This window comes from Streptomyces sp. NPDC002838 (assembly GCF_040295365.1).
Classification (GTDB): Bacteria; Actinomycetota; Actinomycetes; order Streptomycetales; family Streptomycetaceae; genus Streptomyces.
The window spans coordinates 56,445-72,615 of record NZ_JBEOVF010000001.1 but is presented as its reverse complement, the minus strand read 5'-3'; the positions used below and the strand labels follow the sequence as shown (position 1 = coordinate 72,615).

Below are 16,171 nucleotides of genomic sequence, written 5' to 3'. Positions count from 1 at the left end.
TCTGATCAGTGGGGCGCGGTGTGGTGCGGTGCGGTGTGGTTTTCCCGGGGCGGGTCAGACGTTGCGGCGGTATTGGCCGCCGACCTCGAAGAAGGCGTCGGTGATCTGCTGGAGCGAGCAGGCGCGGGCGGCGTCCATCAGGACGGCGAAGACGTTGTCGCCGTTCACCGCGGCGTCCTTGAGGGCGGTCAGGGCGGTGTGGGCCGGGTCGCGGTGGCGGGACTGGAAGTCCCGTACGCGCTTCAGCTGGGACTGCTTCTCCTCTTCCGTGGCGCGGGCCAGCTCGATCGCGCCGGGCTCGGCGGTGTCCGCGTGCGGGTTGCGGAAGGTGTTGACGCCGATGATCGGCAGGGTGCCGTCGTGCTTGCGCTGCTCGTAGAGCATCGACTCGTCCTGGATACGGCCGCGCTGGTAGCCGGTCTCCATGGCACCGAGCACGCCGCCTCGCTCGCTGATCCGCTCGAATTCCTTCAGGACCGCTTCTTCGACGAGGTCGGTGAGCTCGTCGATGACGAACGAGCCCTGGAGGGGGTTCTCGTTCATGGCCAGGCCCCACTCCCGGTTGATGATCAGCTGGATGGCCAGGGCCCGGCGGACGGAGTCCTCGGTGGGGGTGGTGACGGCTTCGTCGTAGGCGTTGGTGTGCAGGCTGTTGCAGTTGTCGTAGATGGCGATGAGTGCCTGCAGGGTGGTGCGGATGTCGTTGAAGTCCATCTCCTGGGCGTGCAGGGACCGGCCCGAGGTCTGGACGTGGTACTTCAGCTTCTGCGAACGCTCGCCCGCGCCGTACTTCTCCTTCATCGCCACGGCCCAGATACGGCGGGCCACGCGGCCGAGGACGGAGTACTCGGGGTCCATGCCGTTGGAGAAGAAGAACGACAGGTTCGGCGCGAAGTCGTCGATGTGCATGCCCCGGGCCAGGTAGGCCTCGACGTAGGTGAAGCCGTTGGCCAGGGTGAAGGCGAGCTGGCTGATGGGGTTGGCCCCGGCTTCGGCGATGTGGTAGCCGGAGATGGACACGGAGTAGAAGTTGCGGACCTTGTTCTCGATGAACCACTCCTGGATGTCCGCCATCATCCGCAGGGAGAACTCGGTGGAGAACAGGCAGGTGTTCTGGCCCTGGTCCTCCTTCAGGATGTCGGCCTGCACCGTGCCGCGTACGTTCGCCAGCGCGTGCGCGCGCAGCTCGGCGGCCTCTTCGGGTGAGGGGTCGCGGCCCTCGGAGGCGCGGAACCTTGTGAGTTGCTGCTCGATCGCGGTGTTGAGGAAGAACGCCAGGATGGTCGGCGCGGGTCCGTTGATCGTCATGGAGACCGAGGTTGTCGGCGCGACCAGGTCGAAGCCGTCGTAGAGCGCCTTCATGTCGTCCAGCGTGGCCACCGAGACGCCGGAGGTGCCGACCTTGCCGTAGATGTCGGGGCGTTCGTCCGGGTCACGGCCGTAGAGGGTGACCGAGTCGAAGGCGGTGGACAGCCGGGTGGCCGGCTGGCCCTCGGAGAGCAGCTTGAAACGCCGGTTGGTGCGGAACGGATCGCCCTCGCCGGCGAACATCCGCGCCGGGTCCTCGCCGTCGCGTTTGAAGGGGAACACCCCGGCGGTGAAGGGGAAGTGTCCGGGCAGGTTCTCCCCACGCCAGAACCGCACCAGCTCCCCGTGGTCGGTGAACCGGGGCAGGGCGACGCGGGGGATCTTGTTGCCCGAGAGGGACTCGCGGGTCAGCTTGGTGCGGATCTCCCGCTCGCGCACCTTCACGACCTGCTCGTCGCCGGAGTAGGAGGCGATGACGGCGGGCCAGTTCGCGATCTGCTCCGTGACGTCGTGCGGGAGTTGCCTGCGCGCGTCCTCGAGCAGCGACTCCACGTTCCCGGATTCGGAGCCGGCCTGCACGAGCTCGTCCTTGACCAGCTCCAGGCGCTGTACCCGCCGGGCCGCCTCGGCCAGCCCTTCCGTCTGTGCGTGGTATGTGCGGATCGTGTCGGTGATCTCGGCTAGGTAGCGCACCCGGTCGGCCGGGACCACCTGGCGGATGCCGGAGGAGTGGCGTACGTCGACCGGCGCCAATATGCCCTCGGACAGCGGGAGTCCGTTCTCGGCCAGAGCGGTCTTCAGGTGCTGGTGGAGCGCGGTGACACCGTCGTCGTTGAAAGTCGCCGCCGAGGTGCCGTACACCGGCATGTCCTCGGGCCTCATGCCGAACGCCTCGCGGTTGCGGACCAGTTGGCGGCCCACGTCGCGCAGCGCGTCCTTGGCACCGCGCCGCTCGAACTTGTTGATCGCCACGACGTCGGCGAAGTCGAGCATGTCGATCTTCTCCAGCTGCGAGGCGGCGCCGAACTCCGGCGTCATCACGTACAGGGAGGTGTCGACGAACGGCACGATCGCCGCGTCGCCCTGGCCGATGCCCGGCGTCTCCACTATTACCAGGTCGAACCCGGCGGCCTTGACCACGTCGATCACGTCGGACAGGTGCTCGGGCAGCTCACGGCTGCCGCGGGTGGCCAGGCTCCGGAAGAACACCCGGTTCCCGTCGAGGGAGTTCATACGGATCCGGTCACCCAGCAGCGCACCGCCACCGCGGCGGCGGGTCGGGTCGACCGCGATCACGGCGATGCGCAGCTTGTCCTGCTGGTCCATGCGGAACCGGCGCACCAGCTCGTCGGTCAGCGACGACTTCCCCGAACCGCCGGTCCCGGTGATGCCGAGCACGGGCCTGACCCGTGCCCCCGCGGCCGCACGGAGCTGCTCCAGGAAGTCCGCGGGCAGCTTGCCGAGTTCCGCACCGGTGATGGCGCGGGCGATCGCGAACCGGTCGCCCGCGAGTACGGCGGCCGGGTCGGACGGTTTGCCGTCCCAGAGGTCGAAGTCGCAGTCCCGCACCACCGAGTTGACCATCCCGGCGAGGCCCAACCGCTGGCCGTCCTCCGGGGAGAAGATGGTCACCCCGCTGTCGCGCAGCCGGGCGATCTCCTCGGACACGATCACGCCGCCTCCGCCGCCCACCACGCGGACATGCTCAGCTCCCTGCCGGCGCAGCGACTCGACCAGGTACTCGAAGTACTCGACATGCCCGCCCTGGTAGGACGAGACCGCCACGCCGTGGGCGTCCTCCTCGAGCGCCGCGTCCACGACTTCCCGCACCGAACGGTTGTGGCCGAGGTGGATCACTTCGGCGCCCTGGGACTGGAAGATCCGCCGCATGATGTTGATCGACGCGTCGTGCCCGTCGAACAGGGCCGACGCGGTGACGAGACGGACGGGGTGCACGGGGCGGTGCAGATCGCGCATGGGGGCCTTCCCGGACAGGGCGGGGGGAACGCTGGCAGAAGTGATACTAGGACGTCCTAGTAAATTGCTGGAGGTGATGGTGCTGTGACTAGAAGCACAAGGGAGTTACGGACGCTCTGCGGTCACACGCGGCGGAAGAGCGCGGCCAGGGCCTGGCCACCGCCGATGCACATGGTGACCACGCCCAGCTCCAGGTCGCGCCGTACGAGGTCCTTGGCCACCCGCAGGGTCAGGATCGCCCCCGTCGCCCCCACCGGGTGCCCCAGCGCGATCGCACCGCCGTAAGGGTTGGTCTTCTCCGCGTCCAGACCGGCGTCGCGGATCACCGCCACCGCCTGCGAGGCGAAGGCCTCGTTCAGCTCGACGGTGTCCAGGTCGCCGGGCGTGAGGCCGGTCCGCTCGAGCAGCTTCCGCAGCGCCAGGACCGGGGCGTAACCCATCAGCTCCGGCTCCATCGCCGCGGTCGCCACGGCCTCCAGCGAGGCCAGGGCGGTCAGCCCGCGGGCGGCGGCCACCGACTCCCGCGCCAGCACCAGTGCCGCCCCGCCGTCGTTGATGCCCGAGGCATTCCCGGCGGTCACCGTGCCGCCCGGCTGGAACGCCGGGCGCAGACCGGCCAGCGTCTCCACCGTCGTCTCCGGCTTGGGATGCTCGTCCACCTCCACGGTGTGCGGCTTGCGGCCGCCCACCGCCACGGGCGTGATCTCCTCGGCGAAGGCGGCCCCGGCCGCCGCACCGGCCGCGCGCCGCTGCGACTCGGCCGCGAACTCGTCCTGCTCCCGGCGCGAGACGCCGTACTTCGCGGCCACGTTCTCCGCCGTGACACCCATGTGGATGTCGTGGAAGGGGTCGGTGAGCATCATCACCGTGCCGTCGAAGAGCGTGCGGTCGCCGAGCCGGTAGCCGGAACGGGCACCGAAGTCGTAGAACGGCATCCGGGACATGTTCTCGTCCCCGCCCGCCAGCGAGATGTCCACCCCGCCCCAGCGCATCTGCATCGCCGCCGACCACACCGCCTGCAGTCCACTGCCGCACAGCCGGTTCACGGTGTACGCCGGCGCGCTCTTCGGCAGCCCGGCCGCCAGCGCCACGCGGCGCGCGTTGTAGGCGTCCGCGCCGACCTGGCCGATGCAGCCCATGACGACCTCGTCGACATCCTCGGGCGCCGCCCCCGCCCGCGACAGGGCCGCTCGCGCGGCGGTGCCGCCGAGCTCGTGCGCCGGGACGTCTCGAAGCGCGCCGCCGAAACTGCCGATCGGGGTGCGCGCTCCCTCGACGATGAGGATTTTCTCCTGGGACCCCATGGACATTCCTTCCGCAGAATGCGCTCGGCACGAACTTCCCGCCGGGTGCTGGCCGGTCACCGAGATAGTAGGACGCCCTACTAATTACCCGCACTGTGACCCGGCCCACGTGCCGACCGGCGGTGATGGGTTCACGCTTGAAGGCCCTCGCCAGTACTCACGACGCCCGCGAACGCCCGGGCGCGGCCGTACGGCCCACCGACGCCGCGAGCTTGCGCAGCTGTCGCCAGTCCAGGCGTGGCGGGGTCTCCGGCACCCCCGGGCGGTTTCGGGGGACGCGGACGCGCAGCGCCGCGGGGGCGATGCGGCAGTGGACCGGGGCGGGGAGGAGCGCGGCCTCGCCGTCGAGACCGACCTCGATCTCCGGGCTGTCGGCGTCCACGACCACTTCGCGGGCGGTGAGGACCGCGAGGCCGTCCGGCTCCGGGTCCAGCAGGAGTCCGGCGGCCTCGGCGGCGCTGTCCACCCTGACGCCCAGGACGCCGAGCAGTCCGGAGTCGAGTCGCTCGCGGCGGCCGAGACCGGTCGGATCGGCGGTGAGGTAGGGATTGTTGCTCACCAGTACCGCTTGCGGGGCGGTGAGGGTCGCGTCCGCGGTGCGGGCGGTGAGTTCGGGTCCGCGCTGGCGGGTGAGCAGGTCGGGCAGCAGCTCCCAGGTGGTGCCGATCTTGTCGCCGCGGTAGGCGGGGTCCTGGACGACGGCCGCGTACGCGCCGAAGGAGGCGCTGTTGACGAACGGGTGCTCTCCGGCGAAGCCGAGATCCACACGGAGTTCGACGCCGTCGGTGAGGGCGTCGAGGCAGGCGGCCGGGTCGGCGCGGTCCAGGCCGAGGTCCATGGCGAAGTGGTTGCGGGTGCCGGCGCTGATGACGAGGAACGGCACGTCGTGTTCGGCGGCGACGGCCGCCACCAGCGCCTGGGTACCGTCGCCGCCCGCGACGCCCAGCAGATCGGCGCCGTCCGCGACGGCCGACCGGGCCAGGGCGACGACGTCCTGGTGCTGCTCCGGGTCCAGCAGGACGACGCGCGCGCCGAGCCGCTCCGCCTTCTCCTTCAGCCCGAACGCGGCCACCTTGCCGCCGCCGGAACGCGGGTTCATGACGATGAACGGGCGCCGGGGCGGGGACGTCCTGTGCTCCTTCATACGGGTGGAGGGCTTCCGGGTGCTGCGCAGGGCGTAGCGACCCGCCCCGACCGCCACCGCCCACGACACCAGCGACAGCGGCAGGGCCCACAGGAGGGTGGTCGCGAGCAGGACGATCACGGCGGTGGGGGCGGCGACCGCGAGCAGCGCCGCCGCCCAGCGGACGGGGCCGCGGCGGGTCAGTGCCCACCACAGGGCGGCCGCGGTGAGGGCCGCACCCGCGAGCACGGCCACGAGCAGCAGGACGCCGCCCACACCGCCGTAGCCGAGGGGGAGCAGTACGGCGAGCGCCGCCGCGGCCAGTGCCGCGCGGGCCGCCCACTGTTGCGCGCGATGGTCCCCGGCGTACGAGTCCACAGCCATGGTCCCCTCCAGTCGTCGGCCGACATCGTAGAGAAGTGATCCGGAGATTCTGTGGGTGTCGGTGGGTGAGTGTGCGCGCCCGTCAGCGCCCCGGCCGCTGCTGCCTGACGCGCCGGGCGATCTCGCTGTTCTCGGTCTCCCACCAGGGACGTACGAGGTCCGGGCCCTGCGCCGGTCCGGTCGCGGGCGTCGCCGGGACCAGCTCCGCCTCCAGGCGGCGGTCCAGGGCGACGGTCTCGGCGCGTTCGGTACGGGCCCACCGCACCAGGATCGCCAGCAGGAAGGGCAGCGCCACCAGTTCGGCGATGCTGATCATCGCGCCGCCGCCGAGCTGCTGGTCATGGTGCACGTCCGGCGCCCAGGACGGGGCATGGTGCGAGTACCAGGCCCCGGCGATCAATGTGCCGTGCGTCATCACCACGATGCCGGGTACGGCGTCGACGACGCCGTCGACGAACACCAGCGCCGCCCGGACCGGATGGCCGCACCACTTCGGCAGCGCGGTCTCGCGGGTGAGCACCGGCACCACGAACAGGCAGCCGGCGAGCAGCAGGTGCAGATACATCAGTTCGTGCAACCAGCCCTGGCGCAGGGCGGTTTCGAAGTACGGGGTGAAGTACACCGTCAGCTCGGTCGTGAGCACGAGCGCCGTGCTGACCAGCGGGAAGGTGAGCAGTCGCACCAGCCGCCCGGTCATCACCCGCCGCACGCGGTCCCCGGCGCGCTCGGGCAGGGCACGGACGGCCAGCCGCAGGGGATCGCCCAGCGCCAGCCCGAGCGGTGCGATCAGGTCCAGGAGGACGTTCTGGACCGCGGCCGGCCAGAACAGGGCGTGGTCGTAGACGGCCAGGGCGGACATCGTGGCCACGACGAGCGCACCGAGGCCGAGCAGCGCGAAGGCGGCGAGCCGGGGCACGGGCCAGTGTTCGCCCCGGCGCCGCAGCCGCAGTACGCCCCAGCCGTACGGCACACCCAGGAGGGCGACGAGCAGCAGCGCGGGCACGTCCAGTTGCCATGAGGAGAGCAACCGTCCCAGGGTGAGCTCCGGCGGACTCCCCATCGCGATCTCCCTCCACGGCGTACCCCGAGGGGACCTTACGCCGCGGCCGGCCGAGCAGGGTGCGGTGGGTCAGGGCACGAGGCGGAGGACCTCGTTCAGGCCGCGGTCGCCAGTGCGGTGTTCGGCCGGGAAGATGTAGGCGCGCAGGCCGCAGGCGATGGCGCCGCCGTCCCGTACCGGGTTGTCGCCGACCATGAGCGTGGCGCGGGGGTCGGCTCCGAGGTCCGCGCAGGCCTTGAGGAACAGCTGGGGATCGGGCTTCTCCCGGCCCACCTCACAGGAGATCACGCATACGTCGACCAGGTCCTCCAGCCCGTGATGGGCGAGGTGGGTCCGCAGGTCCCAGGCGAAGCCGCTCACGATCCCGATGCGCAGGCCGCGCTCGCGCAGCGCGCGCAGTGCGGGTTCCGTGTCGGGATACGGGACCCAGGCGTCCGGCGCGGTGAGCTCCCGATAGGCGGTCTCCTCGATGCCGCGCAGGAAGTCCACGTGCGCCCACCAGCCCCGCATGGCGCGGCGGTGCCGTTCGGGAGACAGGTCGCGGCCCTCCTGGAGAGCGACGACGGCGGGCAGCCGGAAGGCGTCGCGCAGCTGCCGCGCGATCCCGGCCACGGCGTCGTCGTCGTTCAGTACGGCGGTACGGCCGCCGGCCTCGCCGACCCGGCGCAGCCACGTCTCCAGGTCGATCATCTGGAAGATCGTGTTGCTGAAGTCGAAGAGGACGGCCTCGACCGGCGGGACGGGGGCGGCCGTCTCCGCGGCGGTGGGGCGGTAGGTGCTGGGGGTTTCGAACAGGGCGTGTATCACGGGGAAGCGTCTCCGGGGTCGACCGCCTCGACGGGGACACCGAGGTCGCGGATGGCCGCGATCTCCGCGTCGGGGGTGCTGGTGTCGGTGATGACCGCCTGGTGGTCGGCCACCGTGCCGTAGGCGTGGGTGGCGGTCTTGCCGAATTTCGAATGGTCCACGAGGAGCAGGGCCCGCTCGGCGGAGGCGAGCATGGCCAGCTTGACCTCGACGTACTCGCTCAGGGGGTGGAAGAGCCGCCCCGAGAGGACGGCGGTGGCGGACATCAGGGCGAGGTCGGCGCGTATCCGGGAGAGGGTGCGGGTGACCTCGGGGCCGGTGCAGGAGTCGAAGTCGCCGTGGTAGCGCCCGCCGAGCAGGGTGACGTCCACGTTCCGGGCGGATCCCAGATGCCGCGCCAGGCCCACCGAGTTGGTGACGACGGTGAGTTGGTCGAGCCGTGCGAGAGCGGGGGCCAGGGGGAAGAGGGTGGTGGAGTCGTCCATGAGCACCGTGCTGCCGGGCTCGATGCGGCTGAGCGCGGCGCGGCACACGGCGGCCTTCGCCGAGAGGGCGGTGCTCTCACGGAAGCGCGTCGCCGTTTCCATGGTGACCGCGGGGAAGGCGACGGCCCGGCCGCGTTCCTTGCGGAGCAGGGAGCGCTGGACGAGGTCGTCGAGGTCGCGGTGCATCGTCATCAGGCTGACGCCGAAGTGGTCGGCGAGATCGTCGATGCGGGTCTCGCCGTGTTCGACGACGTGTCGCAGGACGGCCTGACGTCGTTCCTCCACAGCGGCCTGCGACGACCGTGTCCTGGCGGGCACTGCGGCTCTCCCTCGTCCTTCGTGTGCTGTGTCGGTCGCGCGGCTGCGGGCGGGCCGTGCTGTGACAGGCCCGACGGCCGGAGGCTTCGACCTCGAAGTCTCGCACACGGGCCGGGAGGAGCCGGGAGCCGTCCTCCGCGCACGGCGACCCGGCCGCACCCGTCACGAACGGGCCCGAGCAGCATGCCTACGGCGCCGCGTCCACATCGCGACCTTCTTCTGATGGCGTTCAGGCACTCGGTGAACCCGGCCTGCGCCGCTCCCGCCTCACCGTGCTTCCTGACCAGTTCGACGTAGAAGTTGGTGGCCCTCTTGAAGGCCGGGCTGTTGCCCTGCGCCTTCCAGTCCTTGGTGAACCAGGTGCCGCCGAAGGTGTTGACCACGGACGTCAGCGGGGCCCCCGAGCTCCCCCCCAGCCGGCCAGACCGCGCAGGCAGATGCCCCGCATGCCGGGCTCGGCTCCGTCGACCTTGGCCGCGATGTCGGCGATCTGGAAGGAGGACTCGCCGTAGAACGGCAGGGCGTAGAGCTTGCCGTCCGAGCCGGACAGCGACTGGGCCATCGGCCCCAGCAGGTCGGCCTTGAGCTCGTGTCCTTGTCGACGTACGCGCCCAGCTCGTGCAGCCGGCCGTTCTTCTCCCAGACGGGCACCTCGTAGGCGCCGATGGTGGCGACGTCGTACTGACCGGCCTTGGTGGCGATGTCCTGGGTGACTTTGTCGCGCAGCTCGTTGCGAGATATTTATCGCGATGGAAGTTCGATGGCAGTCCTTACGAGACCCTGACGCGGCAGTCGAACCCCTTCACCTCACCAGCCCCATCAACCACTGTGGAGGGCATCGCCGCGGTGTAAGGAAAGCGGCCACCGCGGTCCGGCGCCCCGGACACTCAGTCCGGGGCGCTCGCGGGCAACCGACCAGGAACCCGCTAGGACAGGCCCTGGCCCAGCGAACGCTCCGTCACCCGGGCCAGATGCCGGGCAAAGACCTCGCGGGTGTCCGGGGTGAGTGTGCGCAGGGCCACCAGGGCCGTGATCACGACGTCGCACAGCTCGCCCTGGACGTCCTCCCAGGTGTGCGTGACGCCCTTGCGCGGGTTCTGCCCGGTCGCCCCGATCACCGCCTGGGCGACCTCGCCGACCTCCTCGGACAGCTTCAGCATGCGCAGCAGCATGCCTTCCTGACCGTCCGCCGGGCGGTTCGCCTCCAGCCAGGCCCAGAGGTCGTCGATGGAGTTCCAGAGGTCGGCGGTCGTCTCGGCGTGGGTGGCCTGATCAGTCATGCGGGCAGCTTGGCACGCCGGCCCGTGCCCAGGACACGTGCCCGGAATCCCCGAAGGCGCGCCTCCTACTCCCCGAACAGGGCCTCCTGATTCTCGAACTGGCCCGCCGCCTCCTCCTGCTCGTCCTTCTGCAGCCTCCTGTTCCGTGCCCCCACGACCACCGCGGTGACCGCCGCCGTCGCGGCGAACGCCGCCGGCACCATCCAGCCGCGGTCGAAGACATGGCCGAGCGCGTGGTCGAGGGAGAGCCGCCCGGGACCCGCGACCGCGAGGCCGGTCGCGGCCAGGCCCAGCGTCGCCGCGTACTCGTAGCCGCCGCTCTGGTTGAAGAAGCCGTTCGGTACGTGCACCGCGGACGCGCCCGCCATCGCCCCGGCCGCCGCCGCACCGGCGGCCGGGGTCGCGAGACCCAGCGCCAGCAGCGTGCCGCCGCCGGTCTCGGCCAATCCGGCCGCCGTGGCGCTCGCCTTCCCGGGCGCGTACCCGACGGACTCCATGAACTGGCCGGTGCCCTCCAGCCCGTGCCCGCCGAACCACCCGAACAGCTTCTGCGTGCCGTGCGCCGCCAGCACCCCGCCGGTACCCAGCCGGAGCAGCAGCAGGCCCAGATCGCGTCGGTCGTAAGAGGTCACGATGTCTCCCGAAGCAGCCAACAGGAACAACCAGGAACAACCCGGAACAACCCCCTCCGCGTTTCCACCCTCGCACTCCTGACACCTCGCGGCCCCGCCGCGACGCCGTTCGGGTGGCGGACCCGGGCGGACCCGGTCGGGCTCGGGGAGCCTCAGGTGGCGGGCCCGGGGGAGCGGTGTGAGTCTGACTGGCATGACGATTCAGACCGCCAAACTCAGCGACCCGGCCGTCCGCGCCTTCGTCACCGCCGTCAACGCCCATGACCGCGAGGCGTTCCTTTCGCTCCTCGCCCCCGGCGCGACCATGACGGACGACGGGTCCGAGCGCGACCTCGACGACTGGATCGACCGGGAGATCTTCTCCTCCCACGGTCACATGGAGGTCGACAACGAGTCCCGGGGCGGCCGCGCCCTCATCGCCCGCTACAGCAACGACACCTGGGGCGAGATGCGCACCCGCTGGAACTTCACGGTCGACGACGACGGCAGGATCACCCGCTTCGAGACCGGGCAGGCCTGAAGAACCCGTACGTCAGGCCTTGCCTTCGCGTGCACTCCAACTCCTAGGGTGCTCCGGCATGGAGACCACAAGGACACTGGGCCGCAGCGGCATCGAGGTCAGCGCACTCGGCTTCGGCTGCTGGGCGATCGGCGGTGAATGGCAGAACCCCGACGGGCAGCCGCTCGGCTGGGGCAAGGTCGACGACGAGGAGTCCGTACGGGCCGTCCGGCGCGCCCTCGACCTGGGCGTCACCTTCTTCGACACGGCCGACACCTACGGCGCCGGACACAGCGAACGCGTCCTCGGCCGGGCCCTGGGCAAGCGCCGGGACGACGTGGTCGTCGCCACCAAGTGGGGCAACGTCTTCGACGAGGACACCCGCACCCTCACCGGCGGCGATGACACCCCCGCCTACGCCCGCCGCGCGCTGACGGCCTCTCTCACCCGCCTCGGCACCGACCACGTCGACCTCTACCAGCTGCACCTCTCCGACGCCGATCCCGAGCGCGCCGCCGAACTCCGCGACGTCTGCGAGGAGTTCGTGCGCGAGGGGCTGATACGCGCGTACGCGTGGAGCACCGACGACCCGGCCCGCGCCGCCGTGTTCGCCGAGGGGGAGCACTGTACGGCCGTACAGCACGCGATCAATGTGTTGCGGGACGCGCCCGACATGATCGCCCTGTGCGAGGAGTCGAACCTCGCGAGCGTCAACCGCAGTCCGCTCGCCATGGGGCTGCTGGCCGGAAAGCGCCAAGAGCCCTTGCAGGCCGGGGACATCCGCAGCCGGCCCCCGGCGTGGCTGCAGGGGTTCGGCGACGGTTCGGGGGCGGATCCGCAGTGGCTCGCACGGATCGATGCCTTGAAGGACGTCCTCACCAGCGGCGGCCGTACGCTCGCCCAGGGCGCCCTCGCCTGGCTGTGGGCCCGCAGCCCGCGCACGATCCCGATCCCCGGCTTCCGCTCCGTCGCCCAGGCCGAACAGAACGCGGGCGCCCTGGAGAAGGGACCGCTCACCGCCCAGCAGCTGACCGAGGTCGACCGCATCCTCGGACGATGAACCTCAGGGCCTGATTCCCTGTCTTACGCGGCAGCCGTTCCACGCACCGGTGCGTACCCCGCGGTCCCACGCGGGGTCCACCCCCACCCGGTCCCGTGGAACGGCTGCCGCCACCCCCCTCGGGTTGGCCTGCGGAAGTCCAGTGCCCCAAGTGTGAAGCTCTGGTGCAGGAGATGTAGAGCATAAGCCTGCCACCGGCCACAATGCGCCGGACGGTTATATTCCGCTTGTGCAGGTTGTGATTCAGCCCCGGCCCACGTACGGCATCGTCGTCGCCAGCACCGTCGCGAACTGCACGTTCGCCTCCAACGGCAGCTCCGCCATGTGCCGCACCGTGCGCGCCACATCGGCCACATCCATCACGGGCTCGGGCGCGATCTCGCCATTGGCCTGAAGGGCCCCGGTCTGCATCCGCGCGGTCATGTCGGTGGCCGCGTTGCCGATGTCGATCTGCCCGACCGCGATGCCGTACGGCCGCCCGTCGAGGGACAGTGACTTGGTCAACCCCGTCAACGCGTGCTTGGTCGCGGTGTAGGCGACCGAGTGCGGCCGGGGCGCATGGGCGGAGATGGACCCGTTGTTGATGATCCGGCCGCCCCGCGGGTCCTGCTCCTTCATCTGCCGGTACGCCGCCTGCGCGCACAGGAACGCCCCGTTGAGGTTGGTGTCCACCACGTGCCGCCAGGCGTCGTAGGGCAGCTCCTCGACCGGCACGCCGCCCGGTCCGAACGTCCCCGCGTTGTTGAACAGCAGGTCGACCCGCCCGAAGCGGTCGACGGTGGCGGCGAACAGCGCGGCCACGTCCTGAGGCCGCGACACGTCCGTCCGTACGGCGATGGAGGCCCCGTCGGGCACGAGCGCCGCCGTCTCCTCCAGCGTCTCGACCCGGCGGCCCGCCAGCGCCACCGACCAGCCCGCGCGCAGCAGTTCCACGGCGACCGCGCGACCGATGCCGGAACCCGCGCCGGTCACCACCGCGATCCTCGAAACCTTCGCAGTTTGCATGGCATTCATGGGCCCGCAGCGTAGGGGAGGGCCCGCCATGCGGAACTCATCCATCCGCCATCCGGCTGTTGTGTACCTGCCCATCGCAGGTCGTCCCCGGCCACTCCAATGCCCCCTGCACCCATTCGTCAGGGGAGGACCGGATGACACCCGCAGCACGCCCGTCCCAGCACGCCCCCGAACTCCGCGCCGCCGCACGCCACCTGAACCGCCGCCGCTTCCTGACCGTCACCTCGGCGGCCGCCGCGCTCGCCTTCGCGACGGGTCTGCCGTCGGCCGGCATCGCGGCCGCCGCCGAACTCGACGCCGCGAAGATCACCGAGAACCCGTTCACCCTCGGCGTCGCCTCCGGCGACCCGCTGCCGACGTCCGTGCTCCTGTGGACCCGGCTGGCCCCCGCGCCGTACCAGCCCGACAGCGGCTTGCCCGCCGAACGGGTCACCGTCCGCTGGGAGTTGGCCCACGACGACCGTTTCCGCCGGATCGTCAGAAGGGGCACCGTCACCGCGCACCCCGAGTTCCACCACGCCGTGCACGTCGAGGTGAGCCACCTCGACCCCGGCCGGGTCTTCCACTACCGCTTCCGGGTGGGCAACTGGGTCAGCGAGACCGGGCGCACCCGCACCGCGCCCGCGTCCGGTGACCAGGCCTCCGCGCTCACCCTCGCCGCCGTCTCCTGCCAGGCGTACCACGACGGCTACTACACCCCGTACGCCCATCTCGCCCAGGACGACGTCGACATCGTCTTCCACCTCGGCGACTACCTGTACGAGTACGCGGTCAACGCGGTCGGCGGACAGCGGAACTACACCGACCGCACGCTCCCCGCCCTCTTCAACCGGGAGACGATCACGCTGGAGGACTACCGCCTGCGGTACGCCCTCTTCAAGTCCGACCCCGACCTGCGCGCCGCCCACGCCGCGCACCCCTTCGTCGTCACCTGGGACGACCACGAGACCGAGAACAACTACGCCGACCACATCCCTGAGGACAACCCAGCGAACCCCGTCCCGCCGGAGGAGTTCCTGCTGCGCCGCGCCGCCGCCTACCGCGCCTACTGGGAGAACCAGCCGCTGCGCCGCCCCCAGCGGCCCGCCGGCCCCGACATGCGGCTCTACCGGCGCCTCCAGTGGGGCCGGCTCGCCCAGTTCGACGTCCTCGACACCCGCCAGTACCGCTCCAACCAGGCGTACGGCGATGTCGCGCACGCCCCCGGCCCCGAGTCCGACGACCCGGCGCGCACCATGACCGGCGAGACGCAGGAGCGGTGGCTGCTCGACGGATGGCGCGCCTCACGGGCGCTGTGGCACGTCGTACCGCAGCAGGTCATGTTCTCCCAGCGGCACATCGACCTGACCACGCCGTCGCGGGTGTCGATGGACGCCTGGGACGGCTACCGGGCCTCACGCCGGCGTGTCCTCGACGGAGCGGAGGCGGCCGGCGTCGAGAACCTGATGGTGCTCAGCGGGGACGTCCACTCGGCGTACGCCTTCGACATCAAGGACGACTTCGACGACCAGGCCTCGCCGACCCTCGGCACGGAGATCGTGGCGACCTCCATCTCCAGCGGCCGGGACGGCGCCGACAAGCCCGCGAACTGGGACACCTACATGACCGCCAACCCGCACCTGAAGTTCTACAACGGGCGGCGCGGCTATGTGACCGTCGCGCTGGGCCGGGAGCGGGCGCGGGCCGACTTCAAGACCGTGCCGTACGTGCTCACCCCCGGGGCGCCGATCACGACGGCCGCGTCCTTCGTGACGGAGGTGGGGGAGCAGGGGCTCAAGCCGGCGTGAGTTCCGGCTCGCCCGTTTCGCGGGGGGATTCGCCGGGATAGCGGACGCCGATGCGGTCCCGTATCGCGTCGAGCGTCCGCATCACGGCGAGCGTGCCGTCGAGCGGGACCAGCGGGGACTCCGTCTCGCCGGCCCGCAGCGCCCGCATCACCTCGCGCGCCTCGTGCTTGAGGCTGCCCCGGGGACCGTCCGCCGGGACGGCCGCGAACTCCTCCGGGTCGCGGCCGTCCCGGTGCAGCACGAACCGGTCGGTGTGGAAGAAGCCGTACGGGATGTCGATGCGGCCCTGCGAGCCGGTGACGGAGGCGGTGGTGGCCGTACCGCCGATGATGGAGCAGTGCACCGAAGCCAGAGCGCCGCTCTCCCAGGAGAGCAGCGCGCCCGTCTGGAGATCGACACCCTCGCCGGAGAGCACGGACCTCGCGGCGATGTCCGCCGGCTCGCCGAGCAGCAGCTGCGCGAACGACACCGGGTACACGCCCAGATCCAGCAGCGCGCCCCCGCCCTGCTCCGGGTCACGCAGCCGGTGCGAGGGCGGGAAGGGGCCGGCCAGCCCGAAATCGGCCTGCACATTGCGCACTTCGCCGATCGCCCCGTCCCGCACCAGCTGGGCGAGCCGCCGGATCACCGGGTTGCAGTACATCCACATGGCCTCCATCAGGAAGCTCCCGCGGGTCCGGGACAGCGCGACCAGCTCCTCGGCCTCCCGCGCGTTCAGCGTGAACGCCTTCTCGCACAGCACGTTCCGCCCGGCCTCCAGACACAGACCGGCGGCCGCCCGGTGCGCCGAGTGCGGGGTGGCGACGTACACGACATCGATGTCCTCGTCCCGCGCCAGCGCGTCCCAGTCGCCGTACGCCCGCGGTATCCCGAACCGCTCCGCGAACGCCTTCGCCGACGCCTGTGTCCGCGAGGCCACCGCCACGACCTCCGCGTCCGGCAGATCAACCAGCTCCGCGGTGAACGCCGCCGCGATCCCACCCGTCGCCAGAATCCCCCAGCGCACGCTCTGCTCCGTCATCCCGGCCCCACCCTCACTCACGTGACCCTCGCGGCACCTTCGGCACCCTCGGCGCCCTCGGTACTTCGTACGAGCTGAGAGCATAGGTGGCGGATCACTCGGAAAGGGAGGG

At 71.1% G+C, this 16,171-nt stretch carries 13 protein-coding genes and 1 pseudogene; 3 read left to right on the top strand and 11 right to left on the bottom strand.

Translation table 11 applies throughout. The annotated features are described in order from the left end of the window. Positions 1-54: 54 nt before the first annotated feature. The 9 genes and pseudogenes from icmF to ABT063_RS00275 form a co-directional block, all read right to left on the bottom strand. On the bottom strand, positions 55-3,285 hold the full coding sequence (gene icmF, locus ABT063_RS00315) for a fused isobutyryl-CoA mutase/GTPase IcmF (protein ID WP_351054813.1): 3,231 nt from the start codon (positions 3,283-3,285) through the stop codon (positions 55-57). Between the two features lie 122 nt (positions 3,286-3,407). Beyond that, positions 3,408-4,589, bottom strand: coding sequence for a thiolase family protein (locus tag ABT063_RS00310; protein ID WP_351054812.1), 1,182 nt, complete (start codon positions 4,587-4,589; stop codon positions 3,408-3,410). A 157-nt stretch (positions 4,590-4,746) separates the two neighbouring features. After that, positions 4,747-6,096, bottom strand: coding sequence for a diacylglycerol/lipid kinase family protein (locus ABT063_RS00305; protein ID WP_351054811.1), 1,350 nt, complete (start codon positions 6,094-6,096; stop codon positions 4,747-4,749). Between the two features lie 82 nt (positions 6,097-6,178). After that, entirely contained in the window at positions 6,179-7,156 is a 978-nt protein-coding gene (locus tag ABT063_RS00300) for a cytochrome c oxidase assembly protein (protein WP_351054810.1), read from the bottom strand. 69 nt (positions 7,157-7,225) lie between these two features. Beyond that, positions 7,226-7,963 (bottom strand): HAD family hydrolase, encoded by a 738-nt coding sequence (locus tag ABT063_RS00295; protein WP_351054809.1) that lies wholly within the window; start codon positions 7,961-7,963, stop codon positions 7,226-7,228. After that, a complete protein-coding gene (locus ABT063_RS00290) occupies positions 7,960-8,766 on the bottom strand; it encodes a DeoR/GlpR family DNA-binding transcription regulator (RefSeq protein WP_351054808.1) in 807 nt (268 codons plus the stop codon). Before ABT063_RS00290 ends, ABT063_RS00295 begins: the two co-directional genes overlap by 4 nt. Positions 8,767-8,993: 227 nt before the next feature. After that, positions 8,994-9,507, bottom strand: a pseudogene (locus tag ABT063_RS00285) (extracellular solute-binding protein); the annotation flags it as partial. 185 nt (positions 9,508-9,692) lie between these two features. Further along, positions 9,693-10,046 (bottom strand): MazG-like family protein, encoded by a 354-nt coding sequence (locus ABT063_RS00280; protein WP_351054807.1) that lies wholly within the window; start codon positions 10,044-10,046, stop codon positions 9,693-9,695. A 65-nt stretch (positions 10,047-10,111) separates the two neighbouring features. Then, positions 10,112-10,678 (bottom strand): DoxX family protein, encoded by a 567-nt coding sequence (locus ABT063_RS00275; protein ID WP_351054806.1) that lies wholly within the window; start codon positions 10,676-10,678, stop codon positions 10,112-10,114. 193 nt (positions 10,679-10,871) lie between these two features. On the opposite strand from ABT063_RS00275, the gene ABT063_RS00270 reads away from it, so the two are divergent. Beyond that, positions 10,872-11,198: a nuclear transport factor 2 family protein gene (locus tag ABT063_RS00270; RefSeq protein WP_351054805.1), complete on the top strand. Its 327-nt coding sequence runs from the start codon at positions 10,872-10,874 to the stop codon at positions 11,196-11,198. Between the two features lie 58 nt (positions 11,199-11,256). Beyond that, positions 11,257-12,237, top strand: coding sequence for an aldo/keto reductase (locus ABT063_RS00265; RefSeq protein ID WP_351054804.1), 981 nt, complete (start codon positions 11,257-11,259; stop codon positions 12,235-12,237). A gap of 243 nt (positions 12,238-12,480) precedes the next feature. Here ABT063_RS00265 and ABT063_RS00260 read toward each other — a convergent pair whose 3' ends face one another. Continuing rightward, positions 12,481-13,251: an SDR family oxidoreductase gene (locus ABT063_RS00260; RefSeq protein WP_351054803.1), complete on the bottom strand. Its 771-nt coding sequence runs from the start codon at positions 13,249-13,251 to the stop codon at positions 12,481-12,483. A 134-nt stretch (positions 13,252-13,385) separates the two neighbouring features. On the opposite strand from ABT063_RS00260, the gene ABT063_RS00255 reads away from it, so the two are divergent. After that, entirely contained in the window at positions 13,386-15,038 is a 1,653-nt protein-coding gene (locus ABT063_RS00255) for an alkaline phosphatase D family protein (protein WP_351054802.1), read from the top strand. Here ABT063_RS00255 and ABT063_RS00250 read toward each other — a convergent pair. Further along, positions 15,025-16,059: a Gfo/Idh/MocA family protein gene (locus tag ABT063_RS00250; protein WP_351054801.1), complete on the bottom strand. Its 1,035-nt coding sequence runs from the start codon at positions 16,057-16,059 to the stop codon at positions 15,025-15,027. The two genes, ABT063_RS00255 and ABT063_RS00250, sit on opposite strands and share 14 nt — an antisense overlap. Between the last annotated feature and the right edge of the window lie 112 nt (positions 16,060-16,171).

Bases quoted from the DNA above. Each gene is read 5' to 3' on its own strand.
- icmF (WP_351054813.1), bottom strand. From the start codon at position 3,285: ATGCGCGATCTGCACCGCCCCGTGCACCCCGTCCGTCTCGTCACCGCG.
- ABT063_RS00310 (WP_351054812.1), bottom strand. From the start codon at position 4,589: ATGGGGTCCCAGGAGAAAATCCTCATCGTCGAGGGAGCGCGCACCCCG.
- ABT063_RS00305 (WP_351054811.1), bottom strand. From the start codon at position 6,096: ATGGCTGTGGACTCGTACGCCGGGGACCATCGCGCGCAACAGTGGGCG.
- ABT063_RS00300 (WP_351054810.1), bottom strand. From the start codon at position 7,156: ATGGGGAGTCCGCCGGAGCTCACCCTGGGACGGTTGCTCTCCTCATGG.
- ABT063_RS00280 (WP_351054807.1), bottom strand. From the start codon at position 10,046: ATGACTGATCAGGCCACCCACGCCGAGACGACCGCCGACCTCTGGAAC.
- ABT063_RS00270 (WP_351054805.1), top strand. From the start codon at position 10,872: ATGACGATTCAGACCGCCAAACTCAGCGACCCGGCCGTCCGCGCCTTC.
- ABT063_RS00265 (WP_351054804.1), top strand. From the start codon at position 11,257: ATGGAGACCACAAGGACACTGGGCCGCAGCGGCATCGAGGTCAGCGCA.
- ABT063_RS00260 (WP_351054803.1), bottom strand. From the start codon at position 13,251: ATGAATGCCATGCAAACTGCGAAGGTTTCGAGGATCGCGGTGGTGACC.
- ABT063_RS00255 (WP_351054802.1), top strand. From the start codon at position 13,386: ATGACACCCGCAGCACGCCCGTCCCAGCACGCCCCCGAACTCCGCGCC.
- ABT063_RS00250 (WP_351054801.1), bottom strand. From the start codon at position 16,059: ATGACGGAGCAGAGCGTGCGCTGGGGGATTCTGGCGACGGGTGGGATC.